This window comes from Pantoea sp. GL120224-02 (assembly GCF_900215395.1).
In the GTDB taxonomy this organism is placed as follows: domain Bacteria; phylum Pseudomonadota; class Gammaproteobacteria; order Enterobacterales; family Enterobacteriaceae; genus Pantoea; species Pantoea communis.
In genome coordinates, this window is record NZ_OBEC01000012.1 from 1 (window position 1) to 17,512 (window position 17,512).

General features: G+C 52.7%; 17 protein-coding genes, 2 tRNA genes and 1 pseudogene. 12 read left to right on the forward strand and 8 right to left on the reverse strand.

All coding sequences use genetic code 11. The features are described from left to right. Positions 1 to 335, forward strand: a pseudogene (locus CRO33_RS24685) (IS4 family transposase); the annotation flags it as partial. A 45-nt stretch (positions 336 to 380) separates the two neighbouring features. Here the strand turns inward: CRO33_RS24685 and agp are convergent. The 3 genes from agp to CRO33_RS19645 all read right to left on the reverse strand — a co-directional run bounded on the left by agp (position 381) and on the right by CRO33_RS19645 (position 2,470). Further along, a complete protein-coding gene (agp, locus tag CRO33_RS19635) occupies positions 381 to 2,003 on the reverse strand; it encodes a bifunctional glucose-1-phosphatase/inositol phosphatase (RefSeq protein WP_097119293.1) in 1,623 nt (540 codons plus the stop codon). A gap of 256 nt (positions 2,004 to 2,259) precedes the next feature. Then, positions 2,260 to 2,347: transfer RNA gene (locus CRO33_RS19640), tRNA-Ser, on the reverse strand. Positions 2,348 to 2,382: 35 nt separating this feature from the next. Then, positions 2,383 to 2,470 (reverse strand) — tRNA-Ser (locus tag CRO33_RS19645). Between the two features lie 224 nt (positions 2,471 to 2,694). On the opposite strand from CRO33_RS19645, the gene yccA reads away from it, so the two are divergent. Together yccA and tusE are read left to right on the forward strand one after the other, a co-directional pair. After that, entirely contained in the window at positions 2,695 to 3,351 is a 657-nt protein-coding gene (gene yccA, locus CRO33_RS19650; protein ID WP_034820380.1) for an FtsH protease modulator YccA, read from the forward strand. A 100-nt stretch (positions 3,352 to 3,451) separates the two neighbouring features. Then, entirely contained in the window at positions 3,452 to 3,778 is a 327-nt protein-coding gene (gene tusE, locus CRO33_RS19655) for a sulfurtransferase TusE (protein WP_038647738.1), read from the forward strand. On the opposite strand, the gene yccX is transcribed toward tusE, so the two are convergent. Next, positions 3,779 to 4,057 (reverse strand): acylphosphatase, encoded by a 279-nt coding sequence (yccX, locus tag CRO33_RS19660; protein ID WP_097119294.1) that lies wholly within the window; start codon positions 4,055 to 4,057, stop codon positions 3,779 to 3,781. 82 nt (positions 4,058 to 4,139) lie between these two features. Here yccX and rlmI point away from each other — a divergent pair, with 82 nt between their 5' ends. Both rlmI and hspQ read left to right on the forward strand, forming a co-directional pair. Beyond that, positions 4,140 to 5,330, forward strand: coding sequence for a 23S rRNA (cytosine(1962)-C(5))-methyltransferase RlmI (rlmI, locus tag CRO33_RS19665; protein ID WP_097119295.1), 1,191 nt, complete (start codon positions 4,140 to 4,142; stop codon positions 5,328 to 5,330). Positions 5,331 to 5,388: 58 nt separating this feature from the next. Then, positions 5,389 to 5,706, forward strand: a complete 318-nt coding sequence (gene hspQ / locus CRO33_RS19670; RefSeq protein ID WP_034820407.1) for a heat shock protein HspQ — start codon at positions 5,389 to 5,391, stop codon at positions 5,704 to 5,706. Between the two features lie 32 nt (positions 5,707 to 5,738). Here hspQ and CRO33_RS19675 read toward each other — a convergent pair whose 3' ends face one another. After that, a complete protein-coding gene (locus CRO33_RS19675; RefSeq protein WP_034820410.1) occupies positions 5,739 to 6,161 on the reverse strand; it encodes a CoA-binding protein in 423 nt (140 codons plus the stop codon). 175 nt (positions 6,162 to 6,336) lie between these two features. Between CRO33_RS19675 and CRO33_RS19680 the strand changes: the two genes are divergently transcribed. After that, positions 6,337 to 6,963, forward strand: coding sequence for a YccT family protein (locus CRO33_RS19680; RefSeq protein ID WP_097119296.1), 627 nt, complete (start codon positions 6,337 to 6,339; stop codon positions 6,961 to 6,963). A 67-nt stretch (positions 6,964 to 7,030) separates the two neighbouring features. After that, on the forward strand, positions 7,031 to 7,492 hold the full coding sequence (locus tag CRO33_RS19685; RefSeq protein WP_034820416.1) for a methylglyoxal synthase: 462 nt from the start codon (positions 7,031 to 7,033) through the stop codon (positions 7,490 to 7,492). Positions 7,493 to 7,495: 3 nt separating this feature from the next. Here CRO33_RS19685 and helD read toward each other — a convergent pair whose 3' ends face one another. Beyond that, positions 7,496 to 9,550 (reverse strand): DNA helicase IV, encoded by a 2,055-nt coding sequence (gene helD / locus CRO33_RS19690; protein ID WP_097119297.1) that lies wholly within the window; start codon positions 9,548 to 9,550, stop codon positions 7,496 to 7,498. A 123-nt stretch (positions 9,551 to 9,673) separates the two neighbouring features. Between helD and CRO33_RS19695 the strand changes: the two genes are divergently transcribed. Together CRO33_RS19695 and yccS are read left to right on the forward strand one after the other, a co-directional pair. Next, positions 9,674 to 10,117 carry a YccF domain-containing protein gene (locus tag CRO33_RS19695; protein WP_034820431.1) on the forward strand — a complete coding sequence of 148 codons (444 nt, stop codon included), beginning with the start codon at positions 9,674 to 9,676 and terminating at the stop codon, positions 10,115 to 10,117. Between the two features lie 12 nt (positions 10,118 to 10,129). Then, complete coding sequence (gene yccS, locus CRO33_RS19700) at positions 10,130 to 12,268, forward strand: YccS family putative transporter (RefSeq protein ID WP_097119298.1); 2,139 nt, start codon at positions 10,130 to 10,132, stop codon at positions 12,266 to 12,268. A 1-nt stretch (position 12,269) separates the two neighbouring features. Here the strand turns inward: yccS and CRO33_RS19705 are convergent, their stop codons facing one another. Then, positions 12,270 to 12,893: a TfoX/Sxy family DNA transformation protein gene (locus CRO33_RS19705; RefSeq protein ID WP_097119299.1), complete on the reverse strand. Its 624-nt coding sequence runs from the start codon at positions 12,891 to 12,893 to the stop codon at positions 12,270 to 12,272. Positions 12,894 to 13,114: 221 nt separating this feature from the next. Here CRO33_RS19705 and sulA point away from each other — a divergent pair, with 221 nt between their 5' ends. After that, positions 13,115 to 13,606, forward strand: coding sequence for an SOS-induced cell division inhibitor SulA (gene sulA / locus CRO33_RS19710; RefSeq protein WP_097119300.1), 492 nt, complete (start codon positions 13,115 to 13,117; stop codon positions 13,604 to 13,606). Between the two features lie 349 nt (positions 13,607 to 13,955). After that, positions 13,956 to 15,029, forward strand: coding sequence for a porin OmpA (ompA, locus tag CRO33_RS19715; RefSeq protein ID WP_097119301.1), 1,074 nt, complete (start codon positions 13,956 to 13,958; stop codon positions 15,027 to 15,029). A gap of 90 nt (positions 15,030 to 15,119) precedes the next feature. Here ompA and matP read toward each other — a convergent pair whose 3' ends face one another. Beyond that, positions 15,120 to 15,587: a macrodomain Ter protein MatP gene (gene matP, locus CRO33_RS19720; RefSeq protein WP_141399037.1), complete on the reverse strand. Its 468-nt coding sequence runs from the start codon at positions 15,585 to 15,587 to the stop codon at positions 15,120 to 15,122. A gap of 53 nt (positions 15,588 to 15,640) precedes the next feature. On the opposite strand from matP, the gene CRO33_RS19725 reads away from it, so the two are divergent. Then, positions 15,641 to 17,503, forward strand: a complete 1,863-nt coding sequence (locus tag CRO33_RS19725) for an AAA family ATPase (protein WP_097119302.1) — start codon at positions 15,641 to 15,643, stop codon at positions 17,501 to 17,503. Positions 17,504 to 17,512: the final 9 nt, after the last annotated feature.

Sequence of the window (17,512 nt, forward strand, 5' to 3'; positions counted from 1 at the left end):
TGACGCTGAGAAGCAAAAAGCCAGAACTTGTGCGTCAGGAGCTGTGGGGCGTGGTCCTGGCCTATAACCTTCTGAGGTTCATGATGGCGCAGATGGCGTACAGCCTGAAAGGCGTGGAACCTTATCAGATGAGTTTTAAGCAGTCCGCACTGTATCTGAGAAGTCATCTGAGCCTGCTACCGGGCATCTCAGGGGGAAAAATACCGCGGATAATGGAAGAGATAATGGCGATGGCGCCAGGGCTGGTGCTGCCGGAAAGAAGAGTGCGGCATTACCCAAGGGCGGTAAAAAAGAAGCCGCAACGTTATCCGCTGCGGCCTCCATTAAGATCTTAACTGACAAGCATTACGTCGAGGCGGGGTTTTTTCATTACAGCGACGTTAGTTGCTGGCGGGAGCGGCTTTTGCCGCCTCACCTTCCGGCTTGGCTGGCGTCGCATCTGACTGCGCTTTCTGCGCTGCAGCGGCATCAGCTTTCGCTTTGTCCTCCGCCGCTTTCTGTGCAGTGGTTTTCTCAGCTTTCGCTTTATCCTCAGCTGCTTTTTGGGCAGCCGCTTTGTCAGCCTTCACTTTCTCTTCAGCGGCTTTAGCATCAGCCGCTTTCTGCGCAGCTGCTTTGTCCGCTGCGGCTTTGTCGGCGGCCGCTTTATCTGCAGCGGCTTGATCCGCTTTCGCTTTAGCGTCGTCATTGGCGGCAGCAGGCGCTGTTTGTGCCGCTGGCTGTGCTGCTGGAGCCGGAGCAGCCGGCTGCAGCGGGGTACCCTGCAGTGCAGTATTCAACGCGGTAGCAAACTGATCCCAGCTGCAGTAGCCGTTAGCATCGGCATCACAGCCTGCCAGTTGCAGCGTGACACGCTTCGGCGGGTTTTTCAGGCTCAGCACATCAGCATTGCGCAGCTGTTCCGCTGTCTGATAAACGTATTCCACTTTCAGCAGATCTTTGTTGTTTTTAGCATCGTGCCAGCGCTCAAACACCACCTGACCACCGATTGGCGTCTTCTCATCGTTACCCGGCAGCTCGTATGGCTTAACCTGCAATGCGCTCAGCAGTGAGGCAATATTCGAATCGTGCCCCACCATCACCGTGACTTTCGGTGCGTTCGCTTTGTCCTGGTCCACTAACTGGCTGCGGATGTAATCCACCAGCGGTGCGGCCACTTCACGCGCGACATCGGGAGAAGTGAACAGCGCATCCTGATAACCATTTTTGATTGCCGCGAGGGATTTCCACTGCTCAGGAGTTTTAATCTGGCCCCAGGCCACCTGATCGGCCGGGAAACCTTCGTAATATTGCAGCGTGAAGGCATCAACCAGCGAATTGCCGATTTTCAACGGTCCATTCACGTTAGGCTCTTTGCCATTTTCTGCGCTGAATGTGTTGTCACCGCCGCTCAGATCACACTGTTTTTTACCGTTACAGGCCGGTGCCGATTTGTAATCAACAATTTTTTCTAACTGCTGGAAAGCCGGTTTCAGCGCCAGCTTCTCATTCGCAGCCGTCATCGCCGCCAGCGCTTTCTTATTGAATTCGTCGCTGCCGTCCGTGATCACCGGATTAAAGATAGGATCCATGGTGCCCATCGCATCCTGATGCGTCACGGAAATATCACAACCCGGGAAAGCGCCAGTAATGAAGTATTGCGCGGTGGCGACCGTACGTTGCAGGCTGTTGGCATAGACAAAGATGTTGCTGCTGTCCGGGCAGGTGCCGCTTTCCACCAGGCCCTGCTGTGACAGCCACTGACGGGTATAGTTACCCATGTAGACTTCCAGCACGCCGCCTTTGGTGGTTAACTCGCCGCCGGGCACATCCCACTGCGGCCAATTCTTCTTGGTCGATTGTTCCAGCACGCTGCCGTTGTTGGCTAACGGTGCGCGCAGATTGTGACGGCTCAGCATCAGCACTTGCTGTAACTGCATATCTCCATCTGCCGCGTAAGCAGACATACCGATCGGGAGCGCAGCGATAACTGACAACGCGCAAAGACTCAGTTTCTTGATCATTGTGCCTATTCCATAATTCATCAGTGAAACACTCTGGCATTCAAACGATTAGCTCGCCATTGAGCGAATTACCGCACAGTGTAACCCAGCTTGCCTCGGAAAATCGCCAGATGTTTACAAAAACCGTGAATGGAATATAGCAGTAAACACGGGTGCCGTCGGGTAACGGCAGCAGATTGAAAAGCAACGGGATGTTTTTCGGAATTCCGGAACGCAGAAAAGCAAAAAGCCCGCATTTCTGCGGGCTTCTTTAATATGGCGGAGGAACAGAGATTCGAACTCTGGGATGGTTTCCCATCGACGGTTTTCAAGACCGTTGCCTTAAGCCACTCGGCCATCCCTCCGGAAATCTTTTTGTCACTTCACTCTGCAAGAGTGATGGCGGAGGAGGAGAGATTCGAACTCTCGGATGGTTTCCCATCGACGGTTTTCAAGACCGTTGCCTTAAGCCACTCGGCCACCCCTCCGCAATGAGGCGCACTATAAACATCCCCCCGAACGATGTAAAGCGCGGATTGAATCGTTCGCCTGAAAAACAGCCAAAATCCATTTTTTCGCTGTCAAAATCACCATTCTGCTCAGTGAAACAGCAATTTATCGCGTAAAGATGGGTAAAACGACTTTGCTGTCTGGTAGCCGTTGCGTATCCTCAGGCCATATTTGGTGTTCTCTCTCTATAATGGAGCGCATGATGGATAGAATAATTAGCTCGTCACAGCAGCAATCGCTGATCAGCACCCACAAAGTGCTGCGCAATACCTACTTCTTACTTGGCCTGACGCTGGCGTTCTCCGCGGTCACTGCCACGCTCAGCACCGTTTTTGCTCTGCCCTCTCCCGGATTGATTTTGATGCTGGTCGGTTTTTACGGTCTGATGTTCCTGACCTACCGTCTGGCGAATAGCCCGGCAGGTATTCTGGCGGCCTTCGCCTTTACTGGTTTCCTCGGTTATTGCCTTGGCCCAATCCTAAGTTCCTTCCTTGCGGCAGGCATGGGCGATGTGATTGCCATGGCGCTGGGCGGTACGGCGCTGGTGTTCTTCTGCTGTTCGGCCTACGTCCTGACCACGCGTCGTGACATGTCCTTCCTTGGCGGTATGATGATGGCTGGCTTCGTGGTGCTGCTGGTTGCGGTCGTGGCGAATATCTTCCTGCAACTGCCAGCGCTGCATCTGGCGATCAGTGCGCTGTTTATCCTGTTCTCAGCGGGTGCGATTCTGTGGGAAACCAGTAACATCATTCATGGCGGCGAAACCAACTATATCCGCGCCACCGTGAGCTTGTATGTGTCGCTGTATAACATCTTTGTCAGCCTGCTGAGCCTGTTAGGCTTCGCCAGCAAAGATTAAGCTGCAGACATAAATGTCCAAAACCCCGCTTCGGCGGGGTTTTTGCTTTTTAGCCGTTGGCGAACTTACAATACGCCGATTGATGCTGTGAGGAATGACTGTGATTTTTGCCGGTAAAGAGATCGCCACCGATGCGGAAGGCTACTTAAAAAATAGTGCGGACTGGAGCGAAGCACTCGCTGCGGTGATTGCTGAGAATGAAGCCATTGTGATGAGTGAGGCTCACTGGGAAGTGGTACACTTTGTGCGCGCCTTCTATCAGGAGTTCAATACTTCCCCTGCGGTGCGCATGCTGGTGAAAGCCATGGCGCAGAAATATGGCGAGGAAAAAGGCAATAGCCGCTACCTGTTCCGACTGTTCCCTGAAGGTCCGGCAAAACAAGCCACTAAAATTGCCGGTCTGCCAAAACCTGCCAAGTGTCTGTAATCAGCCAGTGGTAAATCGCGTGGGCATCGGCGTGGGTTGATGAGGTTCCACCAGCACCTTATCGACCCGTGCACTGGTTGGCCCACCTGCTTTTAGCCAGGTGATGAGCGCCTCCACTTTTTGTTCATCGCCAGCGGCCAGCACTTCAACACTGCCATCGCGCAGGTTGTGCGCATAACCGGTAACGCCCAGTTTATTGGCCTGTGACTGGGTGTAATAACGAAAGCCTACCCCTTGCACCATACCGTGCACCCAGATTTTGTAGCACGTGTTCGCCATGGCTATCTCCCCATTGTGCGTTGCAATTTGCCGCCATCCACCGGAAAATGGCGCCTCATTTTTTCAGGTAAGCATAGCAAACATGACCGTTCGATTGATTCTCGCTAAGGGACGTGAAAAATCCCTGCTCCGCCGCCATCCGTGGGTGTTCTCAGGTGCCGTTGCCCGTATGGAAGGTAAAGCCCAGTCTGGTGAAACTATTGATGTCTGCGACAGCAATGGTAAATGGCTGGCCCGTGCCGCTTACTCTCCACAGTCACAAATTCGCGCGCGCGTCTGGAGCTGGCAGCAGGATGAGTCAATCGACATCGCCTTCTTTGTCCGCGCTTTTGAAAAAGCGCAGCAGTGGCGCAAATGGTTGGCGCAACGTGATGGCCTTGATAGCTATCGCCTGATTGCCGGTGAGTCGGATGGCATGCCTGGCGTGACCATTGACCGTTTCGGCAACTTTATGGTGCTGCAGCTCCTGTCCGCCGGTGCTGAATATCAACGCCCGGCGATTCTCTCTGCCTTACAGCAGTGCTTCCCAACTTGCGCGATTTACGATCGTTCTGATGTTGCCGTGCGCAAAAAAGAAGGACTGGAACTGACACAAGGCCCAGTCACTGGTGAACTGCCGCCGCCGTTACTGCCGATTACCGAACATGGCATGAAATTGCTGGTCGATATTCAGGGTGGCCATAAAACCGGTTACTACCTTGATCAACGTGACAGCCGTTTTGCCACGCGCCGCTACGCTGAAAACGCTCGCGTGCTGAACTGCTTCTCTTACACCGGCGGATTTGCCGTGTCGGCTCTGATGGGTGGCTGCCGCGAAGTGATTAGCGTGGATACGTCACAGGATGCGCTGGATGTGGCGAAACAGAACGTTGAGCTCAATGGCCTCGATCTGTCTCGTGCACAGTTCGTGCGTGATGATGTCTTCAAACTGCTGCGTCGCTACCGTGACAGCGGCGAAAAGTTTGACGTGATCGTGATGGATCCGCCGAAATTTGTTGAGAACAAGAATCAGCTGATGGGCGCCTGCCGCGGATATAAAGATATTAATATGCTGGCGATGCAGTTGCTCAATCCTAACGGTATTCTTCTGACATTCTCTTGCTCAGGACTGATGGCCACCGATCTGTTCCAGAAAATTATCGCCGATGCCGCAGTGGATGCGGGTCGTGATGTACAATTTGTAGAGCAGTTCCGTCAGGCAGCCGATCACCCAGTGAGCGCCAGCTATCCTGAAGGTCTTTATCTGAAAGGTTTTGCCTGCCGCGTGCTGTGACTTGAAAATCTGTACCCTGCCTCCATATTAGAGACAGGGCACAGTTTTGGGAGGCACCATGATTACCAGTAAATTTGGCATTGGACAGCAGGTCCGTCACCGTCTCTCCGGGGTGCTCGGCGTTATTGTGGATGTCGATCCGGAGTTTTCGCTCGATGAACCCGAGCAGGATGATGTGGCGGCCAGTGAAACGCTGCGCGCCGCACCCTGGTATCACGTAGTGATGGAAGATGAAGAAGGCGAACAGGTGCACACCTATGTTGCTGAAATTCAACTCGCCGGTGAAACGTCGTATGAGCATCCTGAGCAACCTTCGATGGATGAACTTGCTGCTTCCATCCGGCAGCAGTTGCAGGCACCTAGCCTGCGCCATTAATGACAACGGCGACCTCGGTCGCCGTTTCAGCTTTACGACGCGATGGGCGGAATACCCAGACGCGGAATTTCAATCTTAGGACAACGATCCATCACCACCGTCATGCCCGCATCGCGCGCTAGCACTGCCGCCTGCTCATTGATCACGCCCAATTGCAGCCACAGCGTATCGGCACCAATGGCAATCGCTTCCTGCGCCACACCCCACGCGGCCTCAGCATTGCGAAACACATCTACCATATCCACTTTACCCGGAATTTCTGCCAGCGTGGCGTAAGCGGTCTGCCCCAGCAACTGCTGCCCCGCCAGTTTTGGACTCACCGGAATAACCTCATAACCCTGATCAAGCAAAAACTTCATCACACCATAGCTTGGGCGATCGGCGCGATCGCTCGCCCCTACCAATGCAATGCGTTTGGTGCGGCTCAATACATCACGAATCGTTTGATCATTCATTTTTTTCTCCTTGTTCGTTCGCCTGAGTGTAGTTGCCATTTCGTGACACAGTGCAAGCCCCTCAGATAAAAACTTTGCGCCTCAGCACGAATAAATATGTGAAAATGTAAATTTACTGCCATAATGTAATAATTTGCTACACATCACCCTTAATCCCCATCCTCCGGGAGTTGAAATGAAGCTGTCTTTAGCTGTTACGAGTTTACTCGTGTTACTCGTATCGGCATCCTGCCATGCCATTACCCTCAAACTCGATCCTGAAATCGACTTGCTGGTGCTCGATGGTCGCAAAATCTCAGGCTCGTTGCTGAAAGGCGCGGACAGCCTGGAGCTGGAGCGTGGGCAGCATCAATTCCTGTTTCGCGTTGAAAAACCTTGTGCGGATGCCACGCATTTTCAGTCGGTGCCGATGATCGTCACGTTCAATGCCAGCGCCACCTCAGTCGCGATTCGTTTACCCGTTCTGGCCAACCGCCGAGAACGCAGCACGTTCGATAAGGCGCTAAATTTCCAGCTCGTTGATGAACGAGGGAATGAAATCACCAGCGTGCGCGATCGCTTACCACAGGGTAGCGATAGCGATCTGGAAAAGGCCATGCTGAATTATAACCGTACTGCACAGGCGGCATCGGTTCCTCGCTTTGCGCTGCAATCGGTGAGTGCGCCGGATGCCCAGATGAGTCTCGATTTTGCCTGGCAGGATGCGGGAGAGTTACCTTATCTGCAACAGTGGTTTCAGCGTTTCGATGCTGCTACACGCCTGAGATTTATCAGTTGGATGAAAACCTTACGCGCAAGTTGATAGTGTTGAAATGTCAGGGGTACACTCATGCCTTAAAATTAATGCATGAGAAGAAACAGGAAGCCCTATGGAGCAGACCGTTCGTACCCTTAACGTTCAGAAACACATTGCCCTCGTTGCCCACGATCACTGTAAAGCGACGCTACTGGAGTGGGTTAAAGCCAACCAGAGCGCGCTGCAACCGCATGTGCTCTATGCCACCGGCACCACAGGTAATCTGATTAATCGCCACACCGGTTTAGACGTCAACGCCATGCTAAGCGGCCCGATGGGTGGCGATCAGCAAGTGGGTGCTTTGATTTCCGAAGGGAAAATCGATGTGCTGTTCTTCTTTTGGGATCCGTTAAATGCGGTGCCGCACGATCCCGATGTCAAAGCCCTGTTACGTCTGGCCACCGTGTGGAATATCCCGGTGGCGACCAATCGCGCCACCGCGGATTTCATTATTCAGGCACCGATGTTTGCCCAGCAGTTTGAGATCCAAATCCCCGATTATCAGCGCTATCTTGCCGACCGCCTGAAAGCGTAATGTTCAGGCCTTCCGACTTAGCGGCACGCCCAATTCGCGGAAGTGTTCGACAAAAACGGAAGGCCGATCTTTATCAAACAGCATCCACACTTGCTGACGTGCGCGGGTAATCGCCACATAGGCCAACCGTCGCTCTTCAGCGTCAGGGAAATCTTCCGGCTGGGGTAATAACCCCTCTTCCATAATCGATTCACGCGCCTCAGCGGGGAAGCCATCACGCCCCTCATGCAGGCCCAGCATAATGACAAAATCTGCCTGCTGCCCTTTGCTGGCATGAATGGTCATAAAATCGATCTGCAATTTCGGCCAGCGCGTTTTGGCTTTATCGAGGATGGCAGGACGCAAATGGTGATAGCGCGCCAGCAACAGCACACGCTCTTCCGGTTTCGCATAGCCACTTAATTTATCCAGCAACGGTTCCAGTTGCTCCTGCGGCAGCAGCGTGACTGACTTCTTATTCCCCTTGCTCAGACTGTTGAGCGGCTTGCGCAGCTGATGTGGATTCTGCTGCACAAAGCGGTTGGCAATCTCACCGATGCGATCGTTGAAACGATAGGTGGTGTCCAGCACACAGCGATCGCCGTCACCAAAGTAGTGGTGGAAAGCCGTGGTCAGACTCATCTCGGCGCCGCTGAAACGGTATATTGCCTGCCAGTCATCGCCCACCGCGAACAAACTGGTGCGCTTATTCTGCTGACGTAACGCAGTCAATAAAGCGGCACGCTGTGGCGAGATATCCTGAAACTCATCCACGAGAATATGCTTCCACGGACTGATAAAGCGCCCTTTTTCGAGAATGGCAATCGCCTGATGGATCAGTCCGGAGAAATCGACTGCCCCCTCCTCTTTCAACGCACTTTTCCAGGCTTTTAATAGCGGCGCCATCAGTTTGACGCGTTTACTGAAATTATCGCGGAAATCTTCTGGTACATCGGCAATCATCGCCGCCTGCGCACCGCCGTGCATGCGCATCAGTCCCAGCCAGCGCTCCATGCGTGAGGCCAGCCGTTGCGCCAACTTGTCATCCTGCCAGAATGGGCCTTCAGCGACCTCCCACTTCAGTTCCTCCTGCAACCATTGACGCCAACCGCTCGCCTGCGCTTTTTTACTGTTGCACTGTTCGCGCCAGGTGTCGATCAGCAGTTGCCGCCGCGCCTTGCTGTCACTTTCAAGCTTGCTGATCACCGGCTGCTTATTGCTGCCTTCGCGGATGATGTGCAATGCCAGCGCGTGAAACGTTCGCGCCTGAATCGCACTCTCACCTAAGCGTTGCTGAATACGATCGTTCATCTCTTCGGCCGCCTGGCGACCAAATGCCAGCAGCAGAATCTGCTCCGGCTGTGACAGCTTGCGTTTCAGCAACCAACCGGCGCGTGCCACCAGCACCGAGGTTTTACCACTTCCCGCACCGGCCAGCACCAGTAAGGCGTCTTCACCGTTGACCACCGCTTCGCACTGGGAAGCATTAAGCGGTGTAGTTTCGACAGTGGAGAAAAATTCGTGGTAGTCCTTGATGACCTTCGTCGTCCATTCACGGTTGCGCTGGCGAATGGCGGTTTCACCTTGTTCTAACCACTGCTGGCAAAACTGCCAGCGCGCACGGCAATTATCAAACTCATTCAGGCGCGAAAGTGGCAGCGGTAAGGCGGAAAATTGGCGTTGAATGCTCTCCTTTACCGTAGCCAGTTCGCTGCGCTTTAACCAGCGATCCTGTTGCGTGTAGGCGATAATCTCCTGTTCCAAAGCCATCAGGACTTGTGCACTGACTTCGCTCATTTCCTGGCTCCACTGCTGCCAGGCATGCTGCAAGTAATGGAAAAAACGCTGCGTCTCCTGCCATTCCGTGCCGTGCAGGCGTACAACCTTATCTTCTGGCAAGTGAAATTCCAGCTCTCCCCAAACCATGCCGCGTTTACAAGCAATACTGATTAACTGATTGAACGGGATAAGATATTCGTGACGATCGCCACTGACTTCCACGCCAGCGGCCAGCAGACGCACCCGATTATAGGGATGCTGAGCCAGACGTTTGCCCATTGATGTTGCTTTCAGTTCCATGTCCGCACCGTCTTGTGGAATTCGATTATCGCGCAGTTTACCTGTCAGACTCTTGGCGCTCCAGCCTTAAAACAGGCTAAACTGGGCGACACATATTGCGGATTGCAAAAGGAAAATCGTGTTATGCGCACCGTATTGAATATTCTTAACTTCGTTTTGGGTGGCGTGTTCACCACGCTAAGCTGGCTGTTTGCCACGCTTGTCAGCATCGTGCTTATCTTTACCCTGCCTTTAACGCGATCCTGCTGGGAAATCACTAAACTTTCACTTCTGCCCTTTGGTAATGAAGCGGTGCATGTCGATGTGCTGCGACCTGACAGTAAAAGCCATGTGCTGAATGCTGGCGGAACCTTCCTCAACATTTTCTGGCTGGTGTTTTTCGGCTGGTGGCTGTGTCTGATGCATATTTCTGCCGGCATCATCCAATGCCTGACCATCATCGGTATCCCCGTCGGTATCGCTAACTTTAAAATTGCCGCTATTGCACTCTGGCCAGTGGGTCGCCGTGTGGTTTCGGTGGAAGAGGCTCAGGCCGCGCGTGAAGCGAATGCGCGCCGTCGTTACTAAGGCGGACGATTGATGCTTCTTAACGCGATGCCGGGATGGCGACGTTATCTGTTTAATAGCAGTCTGCGTTATTTACTGCGCATCTTCTTCGCGCTGGCAGGCTGCGCCGCCGTTCCGTGGTGGTTGCAGCAGATAGAATGGACAATACCTTTAACGCTCGGCGTGGTGGCGGCTGCGCTGGCCGACCTGGATGACCGATGGACCGGGCGCTTGCGCAATCTGATGATTACGCTGGTCTGCTTTTGCATCGCTTCGGTATCGGTTGAATTGTTATTTCCCTACCCATGGGCATTTGCCATCGGTTTGGCGCTCTCCAGCTGGGGCTTCATTCTGCTTGGCGCTCTGGGACAGCGTTATGCCACCATCGCGTTTGGTGCGCTGCTGATTGCGGTTTATACCATGTTGGGGATTGGCCTGTTCCCTGAGTGGTGGATGCAACCCGCCCTGCTGCTGATTGGTGCTCTGTGGTACAACCTGCTGACATTTATCGGGCATTTGATCTTCCCGGTGCGACCGGTGCAGGAGCAACTGGCAGCCAGTTTTGCTCAGCTGGCAAGTTATCTGGAGGCCAAGGCGAATCTGTTCGATCCGGATGCCGGTGAACAGGATGATGCCAGTACCATTGCCACGGCGATGGTGAACAGCCAGTTGGTGGCGCAACTTAATCAGACGAAAACCACCATTCAGAGTCGCTTGCGCGGCGACCGTGGATCGCGCAGCACACGTCGCAGTTTGCACTACTATTTCGTTGCGCAGGATATTCATGAACGCGCCAGCTCATCCCATCTTCAATATCACCTGCTGCGCGATAACTGGCGCTATAACGAAGTGCTGTTCCGCTTCCAGCGCCTGTTGAATATGCAAGCTCAGGCCTGTCGCAAGCTGGCTGAGAGCATCTTGTTAAGACAGCCGTGGCATCATGACAGCAGCTTTGAACGCACTTTTTCCCGGCTGGAAACGGCTTTGGAGAGATTGCAGCAGAATGACCCGCAGGACCCTCACAATCGTGCGCTGTTTTGGCTGCTACGCAATTTGCGTGCGATTGATGCGCAACTAGCCTCGATTGAGTCTGAACAAGCGCTGGCCGAACCGACTTCCTCCGCAGATAACCATCTTTCTCGTGAAGGGCTGAGTGGATGGGCGGACATTCGGCTACGGCTGAGCCGTCATCTGAGCCCCGGGTCGGCGCTGTTCCGTCATGCTGTGCGTATGTCTCTGGTACTTTGTGTCGGATACGCTTTTATTCAAATTACCGGTCTTCATCGCGGCTACTGGATTTTGCTCACCAGTCTGTTTGTCTGCCAGCCTAATTACAACGCCACGCGCCGCCGACTCGCCTTACGTATTGGCGGGACGCTGGCCGGTATCGCCATCGGCTTGCCAGTGCTGTGGTTGGTGCCCTCCATCGAAGGGCAGCTGATTTTAATCGTGCTAAGCGGCGTACTGTTTTTTGCCTTTCGCCAGATTCAGTATGCGCAAGCCACACTGTTTATCACCTTACTGGTACTGCTCTGCTTTAACCTGCTGGGCGAAGGCTTTGAGGTGGCGCTGCCGCGTATTGTTGATACGTTGCTAGGGTGCGGTCTGGCCTGGCTGGCCGTGGCATTTGTCTGGCCCGACTGGCAATTCCGCAAGATTAGCGCCGTTGCGGATCGCACACTGAATGCCAATTGTCGCTATCTCGATGCCATTCTGGAGCAATATCATCAGGGCAAAGATAATCGTCTGCCCTATCGCGTGGCACGCCGCGATGCTCACAATGCCGATGCTGAATTAGCATCTGTGGTCTCGAATATGAGCAGCGAACTCAAGCTTCAGCAACCGTTGCGTGAAAACGCGTTCCGGTTGCTGTGCCTGAATCACTCCTTCCTGAGCTACATCTCGGCGCTGGGCGCTCATCGCGAACGCCTCTCTGACCCTGCACTGCTCAAAGTTTTAGATGATGCAGTCTGTTTTGTTGAGGATGTGCTGCAGATTGAACGCGTTGACGACCAGCAGGCATTAGCCATGCAGCAGCAGGTAATGCAACAATTAAGTGAAGTTAAAAACAGTTCGGACGTGCAGGCGCCGCTGGTGATGCAGCAGCTAGGATTACTGATTGCCCTGCTGCCGGAAATTGCCCGCCTGCGCCGCACACTATCCAGTCATTAAGTTAACTCGGCTCCACCATGTTTTTTTGGTGGAGCGTTTTGACATACCACGCATGCAGTTCTTCTCTGATCGCCGCAGGCAATGCAGCCTGGTGATGTCCGGAAATCGCCCCTTCCAATGCCATTAACGTTTTCAGCCCGATATGTTTGTTAACGGCACGCAGTTTGAGCCAGCTCTGGCGCGATCCCATTTCATGCAGCACTTTCACCGAACTGATGCCAACTTTATGCAGCATCATCTCCATGCGCAGGCTAAGGTTAGGCAGATCCTTCAACCGTAGGGTCACTGTCCGGTTTGCTAACTCATGCTGTGCTGCGTGCAGTGCACTGGCCGACAACCGCAAGAGTTGCTCAGTATCCTGCCAAAGCTTCGCATCCACCTTGAAGTAATTCAGTTGCACTGGGATGCCGCGTTTGCGATAAACCAGCGGTTCAAGAGCACGTTGGGTGTGGTAAGTCTGCAATGCCTCACTGGCACGCAGGTAAAGCGCGTCTTCATTGATATACGCAAAAATGACCTTTTCTACTGTCAGAGCATAGCCACCAAATTGCGTTCGGGATTCGATCTTTCCCAGCGGTGCCAGCTGTGTTTTGGATTGTTTAACGAGTGGATTGTTGGTTTTCATTACAGCTCCTTTCCGTGAATTCTCATTCGAGAAAATTCCTTAAAATCCTGGGTTTTCATCTGGTTAGAAGATAGAAAAAACCCATTAGCTGTTCAACGAATAAAAGCATTTGCTGTGTGCGATGTGCACAATTTGCGAGGTGTTTTCAGAAATTGAGGTTGATCTTTATCCAGGAAGACATTACTGTACATCCATACAGTTCATTACTGAGTGATTAAAACATGCGTACTCAATTCTCTGGCCTTGCTGATCGTTCTCAACGTTTTGCTTCTACAAGCCTGACGCAGCCTTCTCTGGGTGGAATTACTGAACTACGTTACAGCGAACAACCTGGCATGATGCAGTTACTGCTGTTGCCGGTGTTAAAGCAACTCAGCGAACAGTCCCGCTGGCAGCTGTGGTTAACACCTGCGCATAAGCTGAATCGCAACTGGATGCAGCAGTCAGGATTACCGCTTGAGAAAAGTATGCATATCACCGAATCTGAACGACTCACGACAGTGGAAAGTATGGTGAAGGCTCTGCGCACGGGAAATTATAGTGTGGTTTTGGCCTGGATACCGTACGAATTGAATGATGAAGAGCGGTTTGAACTTGAAATGGCAGCGGCAGAAGGTGAAGCACTAGGTTTAATTATGCGTCCGCAAGGTCACGATCGCGTCTTGTCAAGACAACCAAATACGCCAAAAATTCCGTCGGATTTGTTTCATTAAGTAAAACCAGGAATTTTCTCACGCTTTTTTTTCTTAAGGATGCTGCTAAGCCACTGATTCTTTTCCCGCCAGCTTTGACAATGGTTTAGCCGCATTTTCTCAATTCGCTGGCGAAGATTTTGCCATGTGATTTGTTAAAATGTGTGTATAAATCCCTGTTTTTTTGCTGGCTGGCCTCACATCATACTTGTAACTTTCCAATCTCGTTGTAGACTTTATCTCGCCAGGGTGCTCAATAACCTCCGTTTTTTCGGTAGAGTCAAAAGCGAGCGTTTAGACCCGGCGAAGGATTAACACAAAGAGCAACCTTTTTGCTCATTGCCTATTTGGATGATAACGAGGCGCAAAAATGAAAAAGACAGCTATCGCAATTGCAGTGGCACTGGCTGGCTTCGCTACCGTAGCGCAGGCCGCTCCTAAAGATAACACCTGGTACACCGGTGCTAAACTGGGCTGGTCTCAGTATCACGATACTGGTTACTACGGTAACGGTTACGAGAACAACGACGGTCCAACTCACGAATCTCAGCTTGGTGCTGGTGCATTCCTGGGCTACCAGGCTAACCCATACCTGGGCTTCGAGCTGGGCTACGACTGGTTAGGCCGCATGCCTAACAAAGGCGACCAAGTTAACGGCGCATTCAAAGCACAAGGCGTTCAGCTGGCAGCTAAACTGAGCTACCCAATCACTGACGATCTGGACGTGTACACCCGTCTGGGCGGCATGGTATGGCGTGCAGACTCTAAACAAGTTGATCTGCGTGATGGTAATCGCATCAGCAACCACGACACCGGCGTTTCTCCGCTGGCTGCAGTTGGTGTTGAATACGCACTGACCAAAAACTGGGCGACTCGCCTGGACTATCAGTGGGTTAACAACATCGGTGACGCAGGTACCGTTGGTGCGCGTCCAGACAACAGCATGCTGAGCGTCGGCGTGTCTTACCGTTTCGGTCAGGATGAAGAAGCAGCACCAGTTGTTGCTCCAGCACCAGCTCCAGCGCCAGTTGTAGAAACCAAGCGTTTCACTCTGAAGTCTGACGTGCTGTTCAACTTCAACAAAGCGACTCTGAAACCAGAAGGCCAGCAGGCTCTGGATCAGCTGTACAGCCAGCTGAGCTCAATGGATCCTAAAGACGGTTCTGTTGTTGTTCTGGGCTTCACTGACCGTATCGGTTCAGAGCAGTACAACCAGAAACTGTCTGAGAAGCGTGCTCAGTCTGTAGTTGATTACCTGGTCTCTAAAGGTATCCCTTCTAACAAGATCTCTGCACGCGGTATGGGCAAATCTAACCCAGTGACTGGCAACACCTGTGACAGCGTGAAAGGCCGTAATGCCCTGATCGACTGCCTGGCGCCAGATCGTCGCGTTGAAATCGACGTGAAAGGTATCAAAGACGTTGTAACTCAGCCACAGGCTTAAGTTATCACGCAATAAAAAACCCCGCTCTTGCGGGGTTTTTTTATCTCTTTTCAACTGGCTAACAACACCATCATAGTGCACACATCAGCGCTATTCGTTCTCTGATCCGCCTTTACCCAAAATCGCCTGCAGATCCTGCTTAAGCGTTGACATCTGGCTGGCATACTTCTCTTTGCGCTCGGCATCTTCAATCAACTGCACAATGGTTTCTGATAGCGTGTTGCTGCGACGCTGTGCCAATCCTGCCAAACGCTGCCACACCAGATATTCCAGATCGATCGACTTCTTACGCGTATGCTGATGTTCCGCATTAAAGTGCCGCTTACGGCGCGCACGAATAGTCTGCTTCAGACGGTTCTCGAGATCGGGGTGAATGTGCTGAGCTATCCATTCCGCTACCTCAACTGGACTATTTTCCATCGCCAGTAAGGCATCCACCGCAGCCTGCGCGGCGCTGAGCTCAAGATGACGGGTGATCAATTCACCCTCCCGATGCTTTTTCACCAGGTATTTCCACTTCCATCCACTTTCAAGATTTTCGAGTTGCTGGTATTTCATCGGAATCTCATCGTGATCACGTAACAAACTAAGAATAACAGCTTTTTTCCCGGATGCAGCAAGGAAAAACATGTAGCGGTCATCACATTTTGGGCTGGAACTCCGCAGTGCTTAACAAGGTTGATTCCTGTATAATCGCGCTTTTCCTAAATCTGACTAATGCGAATATTTTGACCAGCACTCAAATTACGTGGCAAGCCCTGCAGCCGGATAGCATCCGCTACCAATCCATTTTCTCAAACGTCTCACTGGAAGATAGCGATAGTCTTGCCGCGGTTCAGCCGCGTCTGCTGAATGCGCTGGCGCATTTGCATCATCAAACCTTAGGTTTTCCTCTGTTGCTATTACGCAGTCAGGAAAACAGCGATTATCTCGCGTGCATCGCTGAAGCCGCACAGCGCTTCCAGCCAGAAGAGATTGCGCTGTATGGCGGTGACTATCATGTCATGGGCGACACGGTCAGCCTGATGCCGCCCAGCGATGCTAACCGGCCATTCACCAGTCAGGGCGGTGTTCACTTTGCCGACTGGATTGAAGCAGAACAGCTGTTTGGTTGTGTGCGTCAGTACAAAGATCGTATTCAGCCCGAGCCGGGATTGATTCATCAAGCCAATGGCGGCACTTTAATCCTGTCCGTGAATACGCTACTGGCTCAACCACTGCTATGGCTGCGTCTGCGTAAGTGCATCGAGCAAGGCCGCTTTGACTGGTATTCGCAGGACGAACGCCAACCGTTGCCAGTGGCCATCCCTTCCCTGCCGCTGCAACTGCGCCTGGTACTTTGTGGCGATCGTGATGCGCTAGCCAGCTTCCAGGAATTGGATGCAGAAGTGCATGAAATGGCACTCTACAGCGAGTTCGAAGAGAACCTGCAGATCACTGATGAAGAGGACATGACCTTCTGGTGCCAGTGGACGCTCACGCAAGCTGAACAAGCCGGTCTGGACCAGCCTGCAGCCGATTTCTGGCCGCTCTTGATCAATGAGGCGGTTCGCTTCACGGGCGATCAAGAAACCCTGCCGCTCTGCCCGCGCTGGTTACGCCGTCAGCTGCAGGAAACCGCGCTGCACGGTGACGTCATGAATGCTGAAGCATTGAAAGAAGCACTGGAAGCGCGCGAATGGCGTGAAAGCTACCTGGCCGACCGCATGCGTGACGAAATTCTGCTCAATCAGATTATGATTGAAACTGAAGGTGAAGTGGTGGGACAGATTAACGGTCTGTCTGTAGTGGAGTTTCCTGGTCATCCGCGTCCGTGGGGCGAGCCGTCACGTATCACCTGTGTTGTTCATCCGGGGGATGGCGAATTCACTGACGTTGAGCGTAAAGCCGAGCTGGGCGGTAATATTCATGCGAAAGGCATGATGATTATGCAAGCTTATCTGATCGCTGAACTTGAACTCGAGCAACAGCTGCCCTTCTCAGCCTCGTTAGTGTTTGAACAATCCTATTCCGAAGTGGATGGTGATAGCGCCTCACTGGCCGAACTCTGCGCGCTGATTAGTGCACTGGCCAATCAGCCACTAAGCCAGCATATTGCGGTGACCGGTTCCGTGGACCAATTTGGTAATGTGCAGCCTGTTGGCGGCCTGAATGAAAAAATCGAAGGCTTCTTCAGCATTTGCCAGTCACGCGAGCTGACCGGTAAACAAGGCGTTATTCTGCCAGCCAGTAATGTGCGCCATTTGAGCCTCAGCGAAGCTGTGGTTGATGCGGTGAAGCAAGAGCAATTCCACATCTGGGCAATTGAAAGCGTGGATGAAGCGTTACCCTTATTAACCGGTATCGCATGGCAAAGTGAGAGCGGCGAGTCACTGCTCAATACCATTCAGGAACGTATTGCACAGCTGAACCAGCAGGAAATTCGTCATCGTCCGTGGCCATTGCGCTGGCTCAACTGGTTTAACCACAGCTGATTGATTTGC

Coding starts and splice junctions, on each gene's coding strand:
- agp (WP_097119293.1), bottom strand. CDS start 2,003: ATGATCAAGAAACTGAGTCTTTGCGCGTTGTCAGTTATCGCTGCGCTC.
- yccA (WP_034820380.1), top strand. CDS start 2,695: ATGGATAGAATAATTAGCTCGTCACAGCAGCAATCGCTGATCAGCACC.
- yccX (WP_097119294.1), bottom strand. CDS start 4,057: ATGGCGAACACGTGCTACAAAATCTGGGTGCACGGTATGGTGCAAGGG.
- rlmI (WP_097119295.1), top strand. CDS start 4,140: ATGACCGTTCGATTGATTCTCGCTAAGGGACGTGAAAAATCCCTGCTC.
- hspQ (WP_034820407.1), top strand. CDS start 5,389: ATGATTACCAGTAAATTTGGCATTGGACAGCAGGTCCGTCACCGTCTC.
- CRO33_RS19675 (WP_034820410.1), bottom strand. CDS start 6,161: ATGAATGATCAAACGATTCGTGATGTATTGAGCCGCACCAAACGCATT.
- CRO33_RS19680 (WP_097119296.1), top strand. CDS start 6,337: ATGAAGCTGTCTTTAGCTGTTACGAGTTTACTCGTGTTACTCGTATCG.
- CRO33_RS19685 (WP_034820416.1), top strand. CDS start 7,031: ATGGAGCAGACCGTTCGTACCCTTAACGTTCAGAAACACATTGCCCTC.
- helD (WP_097119297.1), bottom strand. CDS start 9,550: ATGGAACTGAAAGCAACATCAATGGGCAAACGTCTGGCTCAGCATCCC.
- CRO33_RS19695 (WP_034820431.1), top strand. CDS start 9,674: ATGCGCACCGTATTGAATATTCTTAACTTCGTTTTGGGTGGCGTGTTC.
- yccS (WP_097119298.1), top strand. CDS start 10,130: ATGCTTCTTAACGCGATGCCGGGATGGCGACGTTATCTGTTTAATAGC.
- CRO33_RS19705 (WP_097119299.1), bottom strand. CDS start 12,893: ATGAAAACCAACAATCCACTCGTTAAACAATCCAAAACACAGCTGGCA.
- sulA (WP_097119300.1), top strand. CDS start 13,115: ATGCGTACTCAATTCTCTGGCCTTGCTGATCGTTCTCAACGTTTTGCT.
- ompA (WP_097119301.1), top strand. CDS start 13,956: ATGAAAAAGACAGCTATCGCAATTGCAGTGGCACTGGCTGGCTTCGCT.
- matP (WP_141399037.1), bottom strand. CDS start 15,587: ATGAAATACCAGCAACTCGAAAATCTTGAAAGTGGATGGAAGTGGAAA.
- CRO33_RS19725 (WP_097119302.1), top strand. CDS start 15,641: ATGCAGCAAGGAAAAACATGTAGCGGTCATCACATTTTGGGCTGGAAC.